The sequence below is a fragment of the Prosthecobacter sp. genome (genome assembly GCF_020439865.1).
Classification (GTDB): Bacteria; Verrucomicrobiota; Verrucomicrobiia; order Verrucomicrobiales; family Verrucomicrobiaceae; genus Prosthecobacter.
On the sequence record NZ_JAGRPF010000214.1, the window covers coordinates 1 to 20194 of the forward strand.

Genomic DNA, 20194 nt, shown 5'->3' on the forward strand with positions numbered 1-20194 from the left:
ACGCCGGTTCCGGCATCGAGCTGAACAGCAAGTTCTTCAAGCTCGTGAGCTGGTACGACAACGAGTGGGGTTACTCCAACCGAGTCGTCGATCTCGTGAAATACATTGTGAGCAAAGGCCTGTAATCTGAAACGAACACAGCAACCTTGAAAGCCTTCGACGGGCCGGCTCACACGAGCCGGCCCGTTTTGTGTACCTGCTCATCTCCCCACTTCCCATGACCCTCCTTTTCTGTTTCCAACCATGTCCCTGTTTTCACAAATTCAGCTCCTGCCCCGGCCCTTCTGGGTTCTCGTAGGAGCCACCTTCGTCAACCGGTTCGGCGTCTTCGTCGTGCCGTTTCTGGCGTTGTTCATCACGCGGAACGGCAACACGCCGGCGCAGGCCGGACTGGCCGTGGCGGCCTATTCGCTTGGCGGTTTCGTCGCCTCCGCGATCGGCGGCTGGATGGCCGACCGTCTCGGCCGAAACGTCACCATGGCCCTGGCCGCCCTTTCGGGTGCGGTGTGCATGCTCGCCATGTCGCAGGCCGTGGACTGGCGGGCGCTGGCTATACTGGCCTTCATCACCGGAGCGATCACGGATTCCGGGCATCCCGCCAGCGTCGCGCTCGTGCAGGACATCGTGCCGCCGGAGCAACGCGTTACCGCTTACGCGGTGCAACGCTTCGCGATCAACCTCGCGTGGTCGCTGGGCCCGGCGACGGCGGGGTTCCTCGCTGAACACTCGTTCTTCTGGCTCTTCGCCGTCGATGCGGCCACCTCGGCCATCTTTGGCATCATCGCGTGGCTGTTTCTGCCGCGCGGACGCCGCACGGCGAGGGAGCACGCGGGCTGGAGTCATGCATGGCAGTCGATTCGCGTGAACAAGCCCTTCCTCGCGCTATTCGGTGCCTGCCTGTGCGTGGCGTGGATCTTCCGGCAGACGAACACGACCTTCCCGCTGCACTTCGAGCGCAACGGGCTAGAACTGCATCTTTGCGGTCTGGTACTGGCGATGAACGGCGCGATGATCTGTCTCTTTGAAGTCCCGCTGGCGTCGGGACTGCGGATGTGGCCGGTGAAGCAGGTGCTGGCGATTGGCTATATCCTCATGGGCGGAAGCTTCCTCATCTTTCTTGCCAGCGGGTCGCTCACGGCCTTTGTCTTGATGATGATCGTCTTCACCATCGGCGAGATGTCCGCATTTTCGCGTCAGCAGGCGTATGCTGCGAGCCTTTCTCCTGAAGACATGCGCGGACGCTACGTCGGCTTCCTTGGCTTTGCGTGGTGCGCCGGCAGCACGGCGAGTTCGGCGCTCGGCATGTCGCTCTACGATTATCACTCCACGGCGTTGTGGACGCTGAACGCCGGTCTCGGTGTTCTGGCTGCGCTGCTCATCCTTTACAGCCGCAAGGCACGCGTTTCATGAGCGATCCCAAGCCACCTTTGAATGCCGTGCTCAGTGCCGTGCTCGCGTTTGGCCTGTGGGGCGTGCTGCCGGTTTACTGGAAACAGCTCGGCCACCTCGGCAGCGACGTGGCGCTGGCGCAGCGCGTCGTTTGGACGGCTGTTGCCGTGCTACCACTGCTCGCGCTGCGCAGGGAATGGCGCGGGTTCATGATGTCATTGCGAGACATGATCGTGCTCAAAACGCATGCGTGGTCGGCGTTTCTGCTCGCCATCAACTGGGGCGTCTTCGTCTGGGCCGCGCAGCACGGGCGCATCCTCGATTGCAGTCTCGGCTACTTCATCAATCCGCTGCTCAACGTGCTCATTGGCAGCCGCTTGTTTGGCGAACGTTTGTCGAGACTGCAAAAGCTCAGCATCGCCTCCGCCGCCTGCGGAGTGATGACGCAACTGGTGCTCGTCGGACGCTTCCCGTGGATCGGTCTGCTGCTGGCGGGCTCGTTTGCTCTCTATGGACTCGCACGACGTCGTTCGCCGCTCGGATCGTTGCCGGGTCTCGCCGTCGAAACGGTTGTCGGCGTACCCGTGGCAGCGTTGTATTTGATCTGGAGCCAGCAAGGCGGAGCCACGATCTGGGGCACCGCATCCATCCACGACGTGCTGCTCATCGCCGGTCTAGGTGTCATCACCACGATCCCGCTGCTCGGCTTCGCGCACGGAGCGCGGCAGCTTCCCTTCGCCCTGCTCGGCGTGCTGCAGTTCCTCGCGCCCACCGGTCAGTTCTTGGTGGGAGCGTTCATTTACCACGAAACCATCAGCGCCGCCTCGCTCGTGTCCTTCGGACTCATCTGGACGGGAGTGCTGCTGTTCTGCAGCGATCTCTGGCTACGCCAGCCGGCGAAGAGCTGAAAACCTCAGGGTCTCGCTTCGAGCGACAGTTCAATGATCCGCGCGCAGAGGTCCGGAAACTCGATGCCCACGGCTTTGGCCGCCTTCGGCAGCAGGCTGCTGCTGGTCATGCCTGGGATGGTATTGATCTCAAGTACGAAGGGCGCCTGATCGCTGTCGCGCAGCATCACGTCGACACGACCATAGACTTCCGTGCCACAGGAGCGGAAGGCCTTCAGCGCCGCATCCTGTACGGCCTTGGTGACTTCGGGGCTCAGCTCTGCCGGGCAATGGTAGAGCGTTTTGCCGGTGCCGCTCATCCACGGATACTTGTTGTTGATGTCGTAGAAGCCTTCGGCCGGCTCGATGTGGATGATCGGAAACACCTGATCGCCGAGAATGCCCACCGTCAGCTCTTTTCCGGCCACGTAATCTTCGATCAGTGTGTCTTTGCCAAATTTCTTCGCGTCTTCGATGGCGGCATCGAACTCGGCCTGCTGATGGCAGATGTGCACCCCCACGCTTGATCCTTCGCGCGGTGGCTTGACGACGAGCGGAAGCCTGATCTCCAGCGGCTGGCTGCCATCCGTGAGGTAGTTCTGCGAACGCGGTGTCGGTACGCCGGCGGCGATGAAGCGCTCCTTGCTCAGCACCTTGTCAAAGGCCACACGGCTGCTCTCCACGCCCGCGCCGGTGTAGCGGATCCCCCGTTGTTCCAGGATGGCCTGAATCTGTCCGTCCTCGCCGAAGGTGCCATGGATCAGGTTCATGGCGATGAAGGTGTCCGCCGGAACGTCGAAATCCGGTCCGCTGACGTCGATCTCGATCACATTCGCGCCCTTGCTGCGCAGTGCCTCGGCCACGCTTTCGGCCGTTTTGAGGGAGACTTTACGTTCGGAGCCGGGGCCGCCCATGAGGAGGGCGATTTTCTTGTTCGTGAGGTCGAGCATGGTGCGGAGATATGGAATGAGGACGGCGGATTGGCAAAGGAATCCTGGCAATGTCCATGCCATGCGCCACGTCTTTTCCGGCATCATGAAACTGCGTTTGTTGTTCGTCCTCCTTTTCGCCGGAACCGCCCTGCCGGCTGATTTCGATCTTTTGATCACCAACGCGCAGATTGCCGATGGCAGCGGCGCACCGCTGGTTCGCGGCAGCATCGCTGTGAAGGATGGAAGGATTGTCGCGGTCGGAACAGTCCCGGGCACGGCGGATGCAACCATCGACGCTGGCGGCAAGGTCGCTGCGCCAGGTTTCATCGACGTGCACACTCACTCGGAGGACATCTGCCGCATTCCTACAGCAGAGAATTTTCTGCGAATGGGCGTGACGACGATCATTACCGGCAACTGCGGCCATTCGCGCACGGATGTGGCGAAATTCTTCGAGGAGATCGTGGAGTCGAAGGTTGCCGTCAATGTGGCCACGCTGATCGGTCATGGCTCCGTGCGTGAGCAGGGCATGGGCGGGAGCTTCATCCGGGCGCCGAACGCCGAACAGCTCGCGGTGATGGAGGAAATCGTCGATCAAGCGATGAAGGACGGTGCGGTCGGACTGAGCACCGGGTTGATTTATGTCCCAGGTTCCTTCGCCAAAACGGAAGAACTCATCGAACTCGCAAAGGTCGCCGCCGCACACGACGGCATCTACGTCAGTCACATGCGCTACGAGACCACCCGGATTTTTGAAGCGCTGGATGAGATCATTCGCATCGCCCGCGAGGCCGGAGTTCGCGCCGAGGTCTCCCACATCAAGCTTTCAGGACCCACGGCATGGGGAGGAGCCGACAAGGTGCTCGCTGTGCTCGACAAGGCGCGCGGGGAGGGTTTGAAGATCACGCACGATCAATACGCCTACACTGCCTCCAGCACCGGCTTGCGACAAACTCTGCCCGACAGTGCTCTCGAAGGCGAACATGCGGACTATCTCGCGCGCATCGCCGATGCAGGACGGAAGGCGGAGATCATCGCCAAAATGGCTGAGATGCGCGAACGGCAGGGCCGTAAGGACTACAGCTATGCGGTGATCGCCCGCTGCAAGGCCGATCCGTCGCTCAATGGAAAGACGGTTCCTGAAGCTGCAAAAATGCGGCGCGGTTCGGACACCCTGGAGGATCAGATCGAACTCATCCTCGACATCGAAGCGCGTGGTGGTGCAAGCGCCGTCTTCCACGGGATGAACGAGGATGATTTGCAGGTCTTCATGCGCAGTCCCTTCACGATGACCGCCAGCGACGGCGGGCCGCGTCGCCTCGGGGAGGACGTGCCACATCCACGCAGCTACGGCAACAATGCCCGCGTGCTGGGCCGCTACGTGCGTGAGTTGAAACTGCTGACGCTTCAGGAAGCCGTGCGCCGCATGACATCATTGCCTGCACACACTTTTCATCTCAAGGAGCGCGGGATGCTCAAAGCCGGAGCGCATGCCGACATCGTCATCTTTGATCCAGCCAAAGTCACGGACCCCGCGACTTTCAATGACCCGCATCATTACGCCGAGGGATTCAGCGATGTGATCGTAAACGGCGGCGTGGTCATTCGTGACGGGACGCTCACCGAGGTGCGCAGCGGCGGCCCGCTGCGCATGTCACAGTAGCCTTACGGCATGGCCGTTTCCGCGCCGAGATGGCCGTTGCGGAAAAGCCAGGAAGCAGACTGATAAAGAGAGATCGTGTCGTCGAGCTGATGTTTGGAGAGCTCGGATTTATCGGGAGTGATCGTTCCTGCCTTGAGATCGACTTTGCCCGTCGTAAACTCCTGTTTGGGCTTCAGGATGGCCAGCTCTCCCTGGGTTATGTATGCGATCTTTTGGTAGTTCGAGACGTAAATGCGCTCCTCTTCGGTGGTGTAGCCTGGGGAGAACACATCCTGGCCAAAGGAGCGCGTGGTGTAGCTCCAGTTCATCATGCCAAACAGCGTGGGGACGATGTCGATCTGGCTGCAAAGGCGGTCATAGACGCGCGGCTGAATGAGCTGGGGATTCCAAACGATGGCAGGAATGTGATACTTCGTCACGTCCAGTTCCATGCGGCCCGCACTGCCATGGCAATGATCGGCGACGATGACAAAGATCGTGTTGGCGAACCAGGGCTTTGTTTTCGCCTTCTCCAAGAAATCACCGATGCACCAGTCAGTGTATTTGACCGCGGCATCGCGCGAGCCCTGTGGCATGTCGATTCGGTTCTCCGGGAAGGTGAAGGGGCGGTGGTTGGAGACCGTCATCACATGCATGAAGAAAGGCTTGTTTGCCGCGTGGCTTGAGTCCGCCTCCTGCGTGGCCCAGCGGAAAAGATCTTCATCAGCCACCCCCCAGGCGTTTTGAAAGGTGATCTCGCTCTCGGGCTTGGAGCCGCGATCGATGACTCGGTAGTTGTTGCGGGAGAAGTAGTTGCGCATGTTGTCAAACATGGCGTCGCCTCCGTAAACATAGCTCACGTCGTAGCCACGTCGGCGGCAGAGCGATCCCGAAGTGAAGAGATTCGTGTTTTTCGGCCGCCACACGATCGACTGGCCTGGAGTGGGCGGCACGCAAAGCGTCAGCGCCTCGAGGCCGCGCACGGTGCGCGTGCCGGTGGCATACAGATTGGTGAAAAGGATGCCCTCATCCGCGAGGCGGTCGAGATTGGGCGTGAGATAGGACCTCATTTTGAAGTTCACCTTGAAATGGCTCATGAAGGCCGCGCTGAGGCTCTCCACGGAGACAAACACGATGTTGTGCCGCTTTTCAGGCCCTTCGTGCTTGATGAAACGGCGCAGGTCGTGTGGATCAGTGCTGGCGGGCGGTGTGTCGGAAAGTGTGAGCAACTCTTTCGCACGTGCGAGCGCCTTGTCCGTGTTCTGTTTCAGGTAGAAGCGCTCATAGTCGATCTCGCTTTCCCAAAACGCCGCGCAGAAGGCGTACGGGCCGTCCTTGGCCAGTTCACGGTTGAACTCATCGTTGAAGCGTGGGAGCTGCGACTGGGAGAAAACATTCGAGATGCCGATCACTACGACGGTGATGCCGAGGACAGGGACGAGACGGCGGGTCCATGCCGCATCTCCGGCACAAACCCATTGCACCGCGCCCAGCCTCCAAGCCCCCCAAGCCACGCCGGCTCCCGCCAGCCCCAGTCCGGTGAAGATCAGCGGCATCGGATAAGACTGCTGGATGTTGTCGATCACCTCCTGGGTGAAGATGAGGTAGTCCACCGCGATGAAGTTGAACCGCACTTGAAACTCGTCCCAGAAGAACCACTCCGCCACGCCGATGAAGATCAGCGCCACGGCGTAAAGGCCGGTGAGTACCGCCACGATCCATGGCGCGGCCTTGCTGCGCCAGAGCATGACCGGCAGGAGCAGCGTGAGCAAAAACCAAGGCACGAGAGCGTAGCACGCGGCCAGAAGGTCATACCAGAGCCCGAATCCGAATGAACCCAGCAAAGACAAGTCCCAGGCCACATCGTTCCTCGCCTGAAACAACAGCGCCAGCCGGGTGAACAACGCCAGGATCAGAAAGAGAGTGGCCAACATCACCGCACCGCGGGATAGAGGGGATCGAGGCGCCAAACGTTGGAGCAGGCCGCGGCTGTTCTGTGCGGGAGAGGCTTGGGAGGACATTCCCGAGACCATGTTTCCCATTGGGGGCTTGCCGAATGACAAGACTGTCATCATCATGAAAAAGCTGTCATCTTTCCGGACGTGCCGCCGGCGATGATGACAGCTTCTTCATTCGCCTTCGTTGGAGTCCGGGTTCAAACAGCGCATTCATGAAAGTTCTGATCGTCGAGGATGACCAAAAGACCGCGGCTCTGCTCACCCATGCGCTATCGCAGGAAGGCTTTGTGGTGACACATGCCACGGACGGAGAACGGGGCCTGCGCGAGGCGCTCACAGATTCCTACGATGCCATGGTGACCGACATCATGCTTCCGAAACGTGACGGTCTCAGCCTCGTCGGCGCCATGCGCAAGGAGGGGTGCACGACCCCCGTCATCATGCTCTCCGCCCGCGGGGAGGTGGAGCAGCGTGTGGAAGGCCTGAATGCCGGAGCCGATGACTACCTCGCAAAACCTTTTGCCATGTCAGAACTGGTGGCTCGGCTGCGCTCCCTGCTGAGGCGGAACGCAGGTCTTCGTCCTGCGGTGCTGACGCTGAATGACCTCGCCTATGACCTCACCACCCGGGAGACTCGGCGCGGGGGCAAACGCATCGAGCTGTCCTCTCGGGAAAGCCTGCTGCTGGAGTGCCTGATGCGCGCCGAAGGGCGCGTGGTGAGCCGCCGCGATATCATCGAGGCCGTCTGGGAGTATGACTTTGATCCTGGCTCAAATCTGGTGGACGTCTATGTCCGGCGTCTGCGGGAAAAGATTGACCGTGGGCATTCCACACCGTTGATCCAGACCGTCCGCGGTCTGGGCTATGCCCTTCGCCTTCAGCCATGAGTCTGCGCCGCCGCATCATGACCCTCTACATTGTCACGCAGTGCGTGTCCTTGGTCATCGTTGCGTTCTGGAGCTGGTTCGAATTCGAGGAGCAGCGGGAGATCGTGCGCCAGGGTGGGGTGGCGGCGGTGGAGCGCGAAAGCCCCTTCGTGGAGACTTTGGAGATTGTCACTGCCGGTGGAGTGCCCGCATTGGTGGTGGGCATCTTTGTGGGTGGATTGCTCCTTCGTCGTGCCTTGGAACCCATCGGCAGGCTGACCTTGGAACTGGAAAACACGGACATTTCGAATCTCTCGCGTCCAGTGCCTCGCAGCGGCAGCGGCGATGAAATCGACCGCATGACGATCGTGTTCAACAGCATGAAAGAACGTCTCGGCGCGTCCTTCACCCAGGCACGCGAGTTCACGCTGCATGCATCTCATGAGCTGAAGACACCGCTGACGATTCTTCATGGCACCCTCGAGCAGATGCTCGGGGACTCAGCGGTTCCGGAAGCACAAAAGGAACGCATCTCTTCGATGCTGGAGGAGGTGCAGCGCCTCGCCGGCATCGTCGGTCAGCTGGCCTTCCTCGCAAAAGCAGACGCCGGACTGCTTTCCTTTTCTCATGATCGGGTGGCCATGGACGATCTGGTGCGGGACCTGATGGAGGATCTCAACCACCTCTCCGCGCCGAATGAAATCACCGTGACTCTCACGGAGTGCCAGCCCGCCATCGTTCGCGGCGACCGCATGCGACTCCGACAGCTCCTGCTCAACCTCGCTGACAATGCAGTGAAGTACAATGTGCCACGCGGTACCATCACTCTCTCGCTAAAACCCGTGCAAGGGCGGATCTGCCTGGAGATCTGCAACACAGGACCGGTCCTGCCCGAAAACCTGCGTGCCCGTGTTTTCGAGCGCTTCTTCAGAGGTGATGAAGCCCACGGTGGGGACATCGAAGGCAGCGGCCTTGGCCTCAGTATCGCCCAGACGATCGTTCAGGCTCACCAAGGCCTCATCACGCTCCAAGTATCGCCTGAAGGTCTAAACTGCGTCACCGTCTGCTTCCCAAAGATTGCCGAATGAACCCCTCCTGTGTCATGCCAATGTTGTCCCTCGTGCTGCTCGCCGCATGCACAGCTTATCGGTCGAAGCCGATTTCACCGGAAGAGTCGGCTGCCGATTTTGCGCAGCGCCGCTTGGATTCCCCCGGTGTGAGGAAGTTTTTGGAAGAGCAGAAGGCATCCCGTGGCGCATGGAATGTGGACCGTCTTTCTCTCGTAGCAGCCTACTATCATCCGGACGTGGCTCTCGCGCGGGCGGAGGCGGATGAGATGTCTGCGGCGATCAAAACGGCGGAGATGCGCCCGAATCCGGTGTTCACCTTCGGGCCTCAGTTCGCCGGCAATCGTGTCAGTCCTTACACGCCGTGGTTCATCGCCGGCAATGTCTTCATCCCAATCGAAACCGCAGGCAAACGCAGCAAGCGCACGCAACAGGCCATCGCTGCCGCCGAAGCAGCGCGCTGGCGCGTTTCTTCACGCGCTTGGGCGGCCCGCTCTCGTGTTCGTGCGGCCATGCTGGAGTTGCATGGCGCGCGTGAGAACATCCGCCTGCTCGAAACGGAACAGAAGCTGCACGATGAGGCGATCAAAAAGCTGACCGCGCAGATGGAGGCCGGAGATGTCTCACCGTTCGAACTCACGCAAGCGCGTCTGATGCTCAATCGTGCCCGCCTGGCATTGCAGGACGCGCAGCGTCTGGCCGCAACGGGTGAGGCAAAGCTGGCGGCAGCGGTGGGTGTGCCGTTGAGCGCGATCCGGTCGGTGTCGCTCGACTTTTCGTCTTTGCAGCGCCTGCCAGATGTCAGCGAGAGTTCCACCCGTCGTCACGCACTGACCCAGCGTGCGGATCTGCTGTCGCTGCTGGCAGACTACGCAGCTGCCGAATCGGCCCTGAAACTTGAGATCGCGAAACAGTATCCGGACCTGAGGATTGGTCCTGGGTTCGACTACAATCAGGGGCAGAACCGTTGGCAACTTGGCGTGAGCCTCGACCTGCCTGTAAATGGCAATCGCGGCCCCATCGCTCAAGCCGAGGCCCGACGTGTGACGGCGGAGAAACGTTTCCTCGCGCAGCAAAACACGATTCAGGGCGAGCTCGACATCGCGCTTGCTGCTTATCGAGCATCGAGAGCCAAAGCATCCACTGCCGCACTCCTCGCGCAGGAGGCCCGGGCTGCGTCAGACACGACAAAACGCATGGTCGACGCTGGGCAGGTCTCCGCTCTAGAACTAACCCGCCGTCAGATCGAGGCCAGTAACGCGAACGTGGCGCTCATGGCCGCCAACATCGAAGCCCAAAGTGCTGCCGGCGCCCTCGAAGACGCCATGCAGGCCACGTTGCGATAACCCGCCACCTTTTATGAAGCATCTCCTCATCCTCGCCCTCGCCGCCATGGCATTGCGCGCCGCCGACTCCGGCGGTTCCGCACCTGCCACAGTCACCAAGGAGGGGGACCTGGTGGTCTTGACGCTCAAACCAGAGGCCGAACAGAATCTCCGCCTCAAAGTCGTCGCCGTTGAGAGGCGCAGCCTCCCTGAAGTGCGATTGTTTTCTGGGGAAGTCGTCACGCCACTGGCAGCAGAAGGCAAGCCGGTCGCACCTGTGCTTGGGGGCACCTTGGACGAGGTGCTACGTCTCGCGGATCTTCAAGCCGCCGCCGACGGACGCATCCTGCAGGCGCAAGTGCAGATCGACGCGGCGAAGATCGCCGTCGACCGCGCTGAAAAGATGCTCAGCGCAGAAGCCGGCAGCGCGCGCTCGGTTGATGAAGCGAAGACGGCCCTCGCTCTCGCGGAGGCGGCCATGACCACGGCCAAAGCACAGCGTGACCTGCTGGGGGCCGCAGTGGGACAAGGTGGCGCGAAGCGTGAATGGATCCGTGTGGCGATCTACAGCGGGGAGTCTGCGCTCCTCGACGCCAAATCAGCGGCCGTCGTCAAACCGCTTGGTTCTGCAAACGCTGGACAGAGCGCCAAGCCTGTCGCTGGTCCACCGACGGCCAACGCTCTTACCAACACGGTGGACTGGTACTATGCGCTGCCTGCTGAAACCTCGCTTCGCGCTGGAGAACGCGTGGCCGTCGAGATTCCCACGCTCGAAAACAAGACGGAGTCACTCGTCATTCCGTTCAGCGCGGTTCTCAGTGACATCCATGGCGGACAGTGGGTTTATGCGCAGACCGGCGAGCACACCTACACTCGCAAGCGCATCCAGGTCGCGCGCGTCGCTGGTGGCGAGGCCGTTCTTTCCAGTGGGCCGCCGGTCGGAACCAAGGTGGTCACCGACGGCAGCGCCGAACTGTTCGGCACGGAATTCATGACGGGAAAATAACTCCATGCTTCAAGCCATAGTCACCTGGGCGCTGAACATGCGCGTGCTCGTCGTCGCGGCGGCGTTGGCGTTGCTTTTTGTCGGCGTCAATGCCACGCGCGATGCGCCTCTCGACGTGTTTCCGGAGTTTGCTCCTCCTCTGGTTGAAGTTCAAACCGAGGCGCCGGGCCTTTCCACCGAAGAAGTGGATTCACTCGTCACCGTCCCGCTTGAGAATTCGCTCAATGGCCTGCCGTTTCTTAAAACCCTGCGCTCGAAGTCCGTGCTGGGACTGTCGTCCGTGGTGATGATCTTCGATACCGGCACGGACATTCTCAAAGCGCGACAACTCGTGCAGGAGAGGCTGAACCTCGCACAGAACCGTTTGCCCTCTGTAGTGAAGCCGCCGGTGCTCATGGCTCCTTATTCTTCTCTAAGCCGTGTTTTGAAAGTGGGACTGACGTCAGAGACGCTTTCGCAGATGGAGATGAGCGAACTCGCCTTCTGGACGATGCGCCCGCGGCTCATGTCCGTGCCCGGTGTGGCGAATGTGGCCATCTGGGGCCAGCGCGACAGGCAGTTTCAGGTGCTCGTCGATCCGCAGCGCCTTCGTGCCGCCGGTACGACGCTTGACGCGATCACGAAGGCCGCAGGTGATGCCGCAGTGATCAGCGCTGGCGGTTTCATCGACACGCCGAACCAGCGTCTGAGCGTTTCACAGTTGTCGATGATCACCACGCCGGAGGATCTCGCACGCACGGTGGTCGAATTTCGCAACGGCGCGCCGATTCGTCTGGGCGATGTCGCCGAAGTGAAGATCGGTCATCCGCCGCCGATTGGCGACGCGGTCATCAACGACGGTGACGGCATTTTGCTCATCGTGGAAAAGCAGCCTTGGGGCAACACGCTCGATGTCACGCTTGGTGTCGAAAAAGTGCTCGAAGAACTGAAACCCGCGCTGCCCGGCGTGAACGTGGACAGCACCATCTTTCGTCCGGCGACGTTCATCCAGCTTTCCATCGATCATCTCAGCGAGGCGCTGTGGCTCGGCTGTCTGCTGGTCGTCATCGTGCTCGCGCTGTTCCTCGGCGACTGGCGCACGACGATCATCAGCATCACGGCCATCCCGCTGTCTCTTGCCATTGCGCTCATCCTGCTGCGCTGGCGTGGCGAAACGATCAACACGATGATCCTTGCCGGACTCATCATCGCGCTCGGGGAAGTCGTGGATGATGCGATCATCGATGTGGAAAATATCCTGCGTCGTCTGCGCCAGCATCCGGACAAACCGCGGCTCAAGGTCGTGCTCGAAGCCTCGCTGGAGGTGCGCAGCGCGGTCGTCTATGCCAGCGTCATCATCGTGCTCGTGTTTGTGCCCGTGTTCTTCCTGCCGGGGCTTGCAGGCACGTTCTTCCGCCCGCTCGCGCTGTCTTACATTCTCGCCATTTCCGCTTCGCTCGCCGTCGCACTCACAGTGACTCCGGCACTGTGCCTGCTGCTGCTCAAACCCAAACAAGGCGCTCATCGCGATGCGTTGGTCTCGCGTGGTGTGATGGCGGTGTATCGCTCCATCCTTCCGTTGTTCGCACGCAGACCGTGGGCGGCCGTGTTGTTCCTGCTCATCGCCTTTGCGGGCACGGGCTGGGTCTGGCACACGCAATTGAAGGAAGAGTTTCTTCCCAGCTTCAAGGAGCGTGATTTCCTGATGCACTGGCTCGAAAAGCCGAACACAAGCGTGGAGGCGAGCAAGCGCATCACGAAAGCGGCGGCGCATGATCTCATGGCCGTGCCCGGCGTGCGCAATCAGGGCTCGCATATCGGCCGCGCGGAGGTCGCGGATGAAGTGGTCGGTCCCGATTTCACCGAGTTGTGGATCAGCATCGATCCAGACGTGCCTTATGACGAGACGATCAATAAGGTGCAGGCCGTGGTGGACGGTTATCCCGGACTTACCCGCGATTTGCTCACCTTTTTGCGTGAGCGCATCAAGGAGGTGCTCACCGGCGCCAGCGCGAGCATCGTGGTGCGCATCTTTGGCCCGGATCTCGATGAATTGCGCGACCGTGCCGCTGAAGTCGGTGCCGTGCTCAAGGATGTGCCCGGCGTGAGCGCGTTGAAGGTCGAGTCGATGGTGCTCGTGCCGCAGATCACGGTGAAACTGCGTCCCGAATCCGCCGCGCTGCATGGACTCACCGCGGGTCAGGTGCGGCAGGCTGTGACCACGCTGATCAGCGGACGCAAGGTCGGCGAGGTCTTCCAGGATCAGCGTGTGCACGACGTCACCGTCTGGAGCATTCCCGCCGTGCGTGCGGATTACACAAAACTGCGCGAGCTTCTCATCGAAACACCTTCCGGTGGTCATGTGCGCCTCGAGGATGTGGCCGATCTCGCCGTCGTGCCGACGCCGAACGCGATTAAACGCGAAGGCGCCTCGCGCCGCATCGACGTGACCTGCAACGTATCAGGTCGCACACTGGGAGATGTCGCACGCGACGTCGAAGAACGCATCGCCAAGGTAAAATTCGCGGCAGGCTATCATCCCGAAATCCTCGGCGAATGGGCCGAGCGTCAGTCGGCGCAGAGTCGGCTCGGCTGGCTGGGGCTCGCGTCGCTCATCGGCATTCTGGCGCTGCTGCTCGCCGATTTCCAATCACCCCGTCTCGTCACGCTCATCGCGCTCACGCTGCCCTTCGCGCTCATTGGCGGTGTCATGGCGGCGTGGTTCAGCGGTGGCGTGCTGTCGCTCGGTTCGCTCGTCGGATTTGTCACCGTGCTCGGCATCGCCGCGCGCAATGGCATTCTGCTCGTCAGTCATTACCGTCATTTGGAAACAGAGGAAGGTCACGCCTTCGGCCTGCCGCTTGTGCTGCAGGGCAGCGAGGAACGTCTCATTCCGATCCTCATGACCGCCGCCACCGCTGCGCTCGCGCTGCTGCCTCTTGTGCTCAAAGGCGACGTCCCAGGCAACGAAATCGAACGCCCGCTCGCTCTCGTCATCCTCGGCGGCCTCGTGACCAGCACCGCGTTGAATTTGTTCCTGCTGCCGGCGTTGTATGCGCGGTTTGGGCGTCAGAACATCGGTCCAAACAAAGGAGGGCTAGGGTGAGGTGGCGCCTGAATTTCAGACGCCACCAACGGATTTTCGCAGGGGATTAGTGTTGTGTGCAATGGTGCAAAGCGCCGCCGCAGGAGGAGCAGGTATGGTGGGTGATGTTGCCGCCCTTGAGCATTTCGACCACTTTGTTTTTGCAGTCAGGGCAGCTCATGGTGCTGGCGGAGCGCAGGGCGACAATGCCGCCCTTTTCGCCGGCCGCTCCGACTCCCCCCGTGACGGGAGCCTTGAACCAGATGGTATGGCATTTGCTGCAGGTTGCGGCGCTTGTGGGGACGGAAGCCGGCCCCTGGCAGGAGACGAGAGCGAGAGCGCCGATGGCGAGGAATCTCGCCGTGATCGTTTTGAGGATGGATGTTTTCATGATGATGGTTGTGTTTGTTTTTGGATGGAGCGGTGGCTCCACAGCGATCAACACCACCTCCTCATCAAACCCCTGGGGAGAACAATCCGTGCCCTGCGGATCGCAATGGACGCTTACTCTGCCTGCGAACTGTCGAGCGATGCACGCAAGAGCTGGCGGGCGCGATAGATGCGCGTCTCGACCGCTTTCGAGGTGCAGCCCACTGCAGCGGCGATTTCGGCATAGCTCATGTCCTCATAGGTGAAGAGCAGCATGGCCTCGCGCAGATCTGCGGGGAGTGCTGCGAGCGCCTTTTCGACGCGCTGCATTTGTTCGTGCTGCTCGAGCAGTTGGTCGGGTCCGGGGTGGGACTCCACGGCCTCAGGCACATGACCTTCCTCATCATCCATGGAGACGGTGGGATGGCGCAGCCTCCAGCGGGCGTGGTTGCGTGCGAGATTGGAGGCAATGCTGAAGAGATAGCTCGGAAACGCGGCGGTTGGGCGATAACGGGCGCGGCTTTGATACAGCTTCACAAAGGTTTCCTGCGCGAGGTCAAGGGCGGTGGCAGAGTTGCCGGTCATGCGCAGGAGAAATGCGGCGACCTTGTCCTTCCAGCGCTGCATTAGATCGTTCAGTGCCAGATCATCACCCGCGGCGAGACGCTGCATGGCGGCGATGTCGGCATTGGACGACGAGTCAGGCATGGAAGTCGGGTCAGTTGTGGGAATGAACACCGTCTGCCCGCGAAGGGTCGAGACCGAAGGCATTGGGCAGCACGAGCTTCAGATATTTGGCTGCCTGTTTCTCGTCCATGCAGGCCGCAGTTTCATAAACATGCTTCAGCATCGCCTGCTGGCATTCCATGGTGAGATCCGCCCGTTCACGCAGGTGTTTCTGCACATCGCCCTCCACTTTGCGGCTGTCTGACGAGGATTTCAGCAGGGCCTGGTTGGACCGATGCACGCGCGCGCACAGCTCCTCGCATCTGGGCTGATAAGCCAAGTGCAGGGCCTTCACTTTCTCAAACTGGGCGTCGGTGAGCGCGAGTGAATGCCTCAGCCATTCGAGTTCGGGCAGCAGGCTGCCGTTTTCCGTCGGAACATTGGATGTGTCTTCGCAGCCGCAGGATGGCAGCATGGTCCGCGATCCGTAAAACATGCCGATTCCCAGTAGGATGGCGGCGATGAGGATCAGCAGGCCACGTTTCATCGCGACACCTCCCGACCCGTGCGCAGGAGCGGATTGATCGACTCGGCATAGGCCAGTTCACCCCGGGCATCAGGAGAACCCTGATGTGTCATCCATCCAAATCCGCCACCCAAGAGCATGCAAACGGCGATGGTGGCGAAGGCCGGCGCGGGTCGTGACAGCGCCCCAAGCAAGGCGGTCCACGCCTGCGAGAGAGCCGCGAGAACCGATGGGTTCTCTTCGGCCTCAATGCGTGCCCAGACTTCGCGTGTGAAGGAGCCGGGCAGAGTGATTCGGGCGGGTGAGTCGCGCAGGAGGCGGTGCAGTTGATCGTCGTTCATGGGATCAATGGATGAGGGGTAAAGCATACACGGACAGCATGGGTCCACCAATGAGAACACCGGCCTGCGTCGAAACCCTTGCAAAATAAGTGCACATCCTGCTGTCGATTGTTCATCGGCGGTTTTTTTGAGGGTTTGGAGTGACGGCGGTGTTTGACACATTGACTGCATGGCTCGCCACCCCTGGCGATTTCCTGCTCCTCAAACCTTCACCCACTATTCCTCATCATGAAACGCATCCAGTTTATCGTCCTCTTCGCGGTTGCCGCCATCGGCACCAGTTTCATCCATGCCGCCGACGAAAAAGCTCCTGAAGGTGTGCCTGCCACCTATCCGCTCCAGAAGTGTGTGATCTCAGGCGAGTCGCTCGGCGAGATGGGCAAGCCCGTCAAAGTCACTCACGAAGGCACGGACGTGTATCTTTGCTGCAAGTCCTGCCTCAAGGACTTCAACAAAGAGCCCGCCAAGTATGTGAAGATGGTGAAAGACGCCGTTGCGAAGAAGTAGCCTGAGGCATCTGGCAGGATGTAGCCTGCCGCGTTTCTTCCACCAATCTCACGCCTTCCTGATCATGATCCGGTTCCTCATTCCTGCGGTCTCGTCCTTCGCGTTTCTCTTGGGGGCGGTGAGCTGTGTCTCCAGCAAAACATCAACATCAACATCAGTCTCAAGGAGAGAGGATCGTTTGACAGTTTCCTCGAGAGGCGCCCCGCGCAATCTGGCTTCTGGAGCGGGATTGGAGGAGTTCGTGAGTGTGGCACTTGCCAACAATCCGGAAATGGCCGCCGCCGAGGCGCGTGTGGCGAGGATGGAGGCCAAGGTGCCTCAGGCGAAGGCGCTTCCCGATCCCATGGCGATGGTCTCGCTGGGCAACATGGCGCAGACGGCGGCAGGACGTGTGACGGCCATGAGCGGTCTTCAGCAGAAGCTGCCGCTGCCGGGCAAACTGGGGGCGAAAGCACGCATGGCGGAGGAGGAAGTGACGGCTGCGCGCGCCATGCGTGATGCCAAGGCGTTGGGCATCGCCTCCATGGTGCGCAGCACGTATTGGGACCTATATCTCGCAGAGCAAACCGCACGCGTGCTGACCTCCAGCCGCAATCTGATCGGATCCGTGCAGACGGCCGTGGAAGCACGGTTGATCACGAACCAGGCCAATCAGGCCGATCTGCTGCAGGTCACCACGGAGGCCGCGAAGCTCGATGAGCAGATCATCCTCGCCAAGCGGGATGCGACCGTGGCGAAAGCGCGTTTGAACACGTTGATGCATCGTCCTCAGACCGCGGCGCTTCCGGCAGCGCGCTGGCAGTCAAGCATCGGACGGCTGCCTGCCGAGCCGCCGCTGGACGATCATCCTGCCATGGCGCAGGCCGCGGCGAAATTGCGGCAGTTTAACGCGCAACTGAAGCTCGCCCGTCTCGAACGTTTTCCCGATCTCACCGTGGGACTGCAGCATGGTGCCGTTTCGAATTCCGGCCTGTCGCCTGTGCACAATGGACAGGACCAGCTCTACGCCACGCTGGGCGTGAACATTCCTCTGTGGCAGGCGCCGCGGAAAGCCGCTGAGGAAGAAGCCCGCGCTGGCCAGCGCGAGAGCGAGGCTGGAATCTCCGCCACACGCGATGAGCTCTCCTATCAGTTGTCCGAAACGCGCACGCGTGTGGAGACGCAGAAACGGCTGATCGAACTGTTTGATGATCGCATCCTGGCTGATGCGAAGCAGGCCTTTGAAGTCAGTCTGGCCGGTTACTCCTCCGGCAAGCTTCCCTTTGTCGATCTCATCGAGCGCTGGCGGCGCTGGTTGGGATACGAGGTTCAGCAGTCGATGAATCAGGCGATGCTCGGCAAGGCCGTCGCCGCCTGGTGGCAGGCCGCGGGCATCCCTGTCACGTCGAACGCGAATTGAATCACGCAACGCTCACGCATCATGAACAAGCTCGCTCAAGTCTTACTTCGCCCGGGATTCGTCCTCATGCTGATCGTGGGTGTCCTGATGTTTCTCATCGGCTGGCGCATCGCCAAAGGACCTGCGGAGACGCATGATCATCAAAAGATGGAAGCTGCGGCCAGCACTGTGTGGACCTGCGCGATGCATCCGCAAATTCGGCAGCCGGGTCCGGGGAAATGCCCGATCTGCAAGATGAACCTGATTCCCGCCTCGACGAAGACGGCAGGAGGCCTACGTGAGATCAGCGTGATGCCCGAAACTGCGGCGATGCTCGATTTCCGTGTCACTCCGGTGATTCGTGCGGCGGCCGTGCGCGAACTGCGGCTGTTTGGCACCGTGTCGTATGATGAGAGGCGCGTGCAAAGCATCACGGCATGGGTGGGCGGGCGTCTGGATCGCATGTTTGTCGATTTTACCGGCACGCGCGTGCGCAAAGGAAATCACCTCGCGGAAATCTACAGTCCCGACCTGTTCGTGGCGCAGCAGGATCTCATCCAGGCGCGTCGCCAGCTCGGTTCGACAAATGGTGGCACGCAGCGTCTGCTCTATGACGCGGTGCGCGAGAAGCTGCGCCTGCTCGGCATTCCAGCGGAACGCATCGATGCCATGGCAGCGGCCGAGGCGCCGTCCGATCATGTGGTGCTGTCTGCCCCGCAAGACGGAATCGTGGTCGAGAAAATCGCCCGCGAAGGCGATTACGTCACCGTGGGCCAGAAGCTCTACACCATCGCCGATCTCGACATGGTTTGGGTGAATCTTGAGGCCTATGAGAGTGATCTGCCCTGGCTGCGTTTTGCCCAGGAGGCCACGTTCACCAGCGAAGCCATTCCCGGACGCGAATTTCACGGACGCGTGGCCTTCATTGATCCTGTGCTTGATCGCAAACGGCGCGTGGTGAGCGTGCGTGTGAATGTGAAGAACGAGGAGGGGCTGTTGAAGCCCGGCATGTTCGTATCCGGCCTCATTCATTCCGAGATCGATGCCAGCGGTCGCGCGGTCACCAATGATCTGCAGGGGAAATGGGTCAGTCCCATGCATCCGGAGATCATCAAAGACGGGCCGGGCGTGTGCGACATCTGCGGCATGAAGCTCGAGCGTGCCGAGGATCTGGGTTTCATCAGCCCCGGCAAGGCGGGCAAACTTCCGCTGCTGGTGCCGGCGTCCGCCGTGCTGCGCACGGGGGAACGCGCCATTGTTTACGTGAAGCTTCCCAAGGAGGACATCCTCAGCTTTGAAGGACGTGAAGTTCTTCTCGGCGCACGGGCCGGCGATCAATACGTCGTCGAATCCGGTTTGGCACAGGGGGATGTGGTGCTCTCGCGCGGCGCATTCAAGCTCGACAGCGAACTGCAGCTCCAGGCGCGTCCCAGCATGATGAATCCCGATGGCCTGCCTCAGATGTCGGCGGTGAAGCCGGACACCGTCTTGGCCGCGCAATGGCCTCCGGTGCTGCGCGCGATTCAGCGCCTCCGAAATGAAAGCGACCCCGAAGCCGGACCCATCGTGCAGCAGATCGAGGCGTTCGATCTTTCGGTCGTCGATCTGGATGTGGGAGCGGTGTGGAAGGAGCTCAGCCGCAGTCTGATCAACGATCTTCAGCAGCTTGCCAAGGCCGACACGAAGAAGGAGCAGCAGCGTGCCTGGAACGTGATCGACGGGCGGTTGGAACAACTCCATCGCCATCTGGGCCTCGGGGTGGAAATGCGCACCGAAAACACCCAGCCTGCCGACCCGCAGCGCATTGCGATGCTGCGCCGCCTGCTGGAGGCGTACTTTCCGCTGCAAATTGCGCTCGCTCATGACGATGGCGCCGGCGCGAAACAGGCCGCTGCGGAGATCGAAAAGGCTGCGGAGGCCATGCCGCCGTATGCAAAGTTCAAGCCTCTCGCGAATGCGGTGATCAAGGCGGCGGACATCAAGGCACGTCGTGCAACCTTTGAGCCGTTGTCCGCAGCCATCAGCGATGCAGTCCGCCAGGATGGGCATGACCTGGTCGGTGGCGTGTTTGTGATGCACTGTCCCATGGGGCTTGGGCGCGGCGCCGACTGGGCGCAGGGAACGCGTGACATCGTCAATCCCTACATGGGCAAGGTGATGATCACGTGCGGCGAACTCCGCCAAACACTCTCACCACCTGATACCGCTCCGGCAACGACACCGACAGAGCATGTTCATCCCAAACCCTGATCGCGGGACGCCGACTCCTCT

Annotated in this window: 17 protein-coding genes and 1 pseudogene; 12 read left to right on the plus strand and 6 right to left on the minus strand. The window is 60.9% G+C overall.

The window, feature by feature from the left end; translation table 11 throughout:
- The 3 genes and pseudogenes from KDL09_RS25180 to rarD all read left to right on the plus strand — a co-directional run.
- Positions 1–125: pseudogene (locus KDL09_RS25180) on the plus strand (type I glyceraldehyde-3-phosphate dehydrogenase); the annotation flags it as partial.
- 118 nt (positions 126–243) lie between these two features.
- A complete protein-coding gene (locus KDL09_RS22700; RefSeq protein ID WP_294390325.1) occupies positions 244–1410 on the plus strand; it encodes an MFS transporter in 1167 nt (388 codons plus the stop codon).
- A complete protein-coding gene (rarD, locus tag KDL09_RS22705; RefSeq protein WP_294390328.1) occupies positions 1407–2297 on the plus strand; it encodes an EamA family transporter RarD in 891 nt (296 codons plus the stop codon). The genes KDL09_RS22700 and rarD overlap by 4 nt, the downstream gene beginning before the upstream one ends.
- 5 nt (positions 2298–2302) lie before the next feature.
- Here the strand turns inward: rarD and KDL09_RS22710 are convergent, their stop codons facing one another.
- On the minus strand, positions 2303–3226 hold the full coding sequence (locus KDL09_RS22710) for a D-alanine--D-alanine ligase (protein ID WP_294390331.1): 924 nt from the start codon (positions 3224–3226) through the stop codon (positions 2303–2305).
- 61 nt (positions 3227–3287) lie between these two features.
- Between KDL09_RS22710 and KDL09_RS22715 the strand changes: the two genes are divergently transcribed.
- Positions 3288–4871: a D-aminoacylase gene (locus KDL09_RS22715; RefSeq protein WP_294390335.1), complete on the plus strand. Its 1584-nt coding sequence runs from the start codon at positions 3288–3290 to the stop codon at positions 4869–4871.
- Between the two features lie 2 nt (positions 4872–4873).
- Here the strand turns inward: KDL09_RS22715 and KDL09_RS22720 are convergent, their stop codons facing one another.
- Positions 4874–6784 carry an alkaline phosphatase family protein gene (locus KDL09_RS22720; RefSeq protein WP_294390338.1) on the minus strand — a complete coding sequence of 637 codons (1911 nt, stop codon included), beginning with the start codon at positions 6782–6784 and terminating at the stop codon, positions 4874–4876.
- A gap of 236 nt (positions 6785–7020) precedes the next feature.
- Here KDL09_RS22720 and KDL09_RS22725 point away from each other — a divergent pair, with 236 nt between their 5' ends.
- The 5 genes from KDL09_RS22725 to KDL09_RS22745 are packed head-to-tail and all read left to right on the plus strand — an operon-like array spanning position 7021 to position 14157.
- Positions 7021–7695, plus strand: a complete 675-nt coding sequence (locus tag KDL09_RS22725) for a response regulator transcription factor (RefSeq protein WP_294390340.1) — start codon at positions 7021–7023, stop codon at positions 7693–7695.
- Positions 7692–8762 (plus strand): HAMP domain-containing sensor histidine kinase, encoded by a 1071-nt coding sequence (locus KDL09_RS22730; protein ID WP_294390343.1) that lies wholly within the window; start codon positions 7692–7694, stop codon positions 8760–8762. The genes KDL09_RS22725 and KDL09_RS22730 overlap by 4 nt, the downstream gene beginning before the upstream one ends.
- Before the next feature lie 14 nt (positions 8763–8776).
- Positions 8777–10087, plus strand: coding sequence for a TolC family protein (locus tag KDL09_RS22735; RefSeq protein WP_294390346.1), 1311 nt, complete (start codon positions 8777–8779; stop codon positions 10085–10087).
- 13 nt (positions 10088–10100) lie between these two features.
- Positions 10101–11072, plus strand: a complete 972-nt coding sequence (locus tag KDL09_RS22740; protein ID WP_294390348.1) for a hypothetical protein — start codon at positions 10101–10103, stop codon at positions 11070–11072.
- A gap of 4 nt (positions 11073–11076) precedes the next feature.
- Positions 11077–14157 (plus strand): efflux RND transporter permease subunit, encoded by a 3081-nt coding sequence (locus KDL09_RS22745; RefSeq protein ID WP_294390352.1) that lies wholly within the window; start codon positions 11077–11079, stop codon positions 14155–14157.
- A 46-nt stretch (positions 14158–14203) separates the two neighbouring features.
- On the opposite strand, the gene KDL09_RS22750 is transcribed toward KDL09_RS22745, so the two are convergent.
- From KDL09_RS22750 to KDL09_RS22765, 4 genes are all read right to left on the minus strand, one after another.
- Positions 14204–14527: a hypothetical protein gene (locus KDL09_RS22750; protein ID WP_294390354.1), complete on the minus strand. Its 324-nt coding sequence runs from the start codon at positions 14525–14527 to the stop codon at positions 14204–14206.
- Between the two features lie 113 nt (positions 14528–14640).
- Positions 14641–15213 (minus strand): sigma-70 family RNA polymerase sigma factor, encoded by a 573-nt coding sequence (locus tag KDL09_RS22755; protein WP_294390357.1) that lies wholly within the window; start codon positions 15211–15213, stop codon positions 14641–14643.
- 10 nt (positions 15214–15223) lie between these two features.
- Complete coding sequence (locus KDL09_RS22760; RefSeq protein WP_294390358.1) at positions 15224–15718, minus strand: hypothetical protein; 495 nt, start codon at positions 15716–15718, stop codon at positions 15224–15226.
- Positions 15715–16038 (minus strand): hypothetical protein, encoded by a 324-nt coding sequence (locus tag KDL09_RS22765; RefSeq protein WP_294390361.1) that lies wholly within the window; start codon positions 16036–16038, stop codon positions 15715–15717. Before KDL09_RS22765 ends, KDL09_RS22760 begins: the two co-directional genes overlap by 4 nt.
- Positions 16039–16266: 228 nt before the next feature.
- Between KDL09_RS22765 and KDL09_RS22770 the strand changes: the two genes are divergently transcribed.
- The 3 genes from KDL09_RS22770 (at position 16267) to KDL09_RS22780 (ending at position 20173) form a co-directional block, all read left to right on the plus strand.
- Positions 16267–16545, plus strand: coding sequence for a hypothetical protein (locus KDL09_RS22770; protein WP_294390363.1), 279 nt, complete (start codon positions 16267–16269; stop codon positions 16543–16545).
- Between the two features lie 241 nt (positions 16546–16786).
- Positions 16787–17944 carry a TolC family protein gene (locus KDL09_RS22775; RefSeq protein WP_294390365.1) on the plus strand — a complete coding sequence of 386 codons (1158 nt, stop codon included), beginning with the start codon at positions 16787–16789 and terminating at the stop codon, positions 17942–17944.
- A gap of 21 nt (positions 17945–17965) precedes the next feature.
- Positions 17966–20173: an efflux RND transporter periplasmic adaptor subunit gene (locus KDL09_RS22780; RefSeq protein WP_294390368.1), complete on the plus strand. Its 2208-nt coding sequence runs from the start codon at positions 17966–17968 to the stop codon at positions 20171–20173.
- Positions 20174–20194 lie beyond the last annotated feature (21 nt).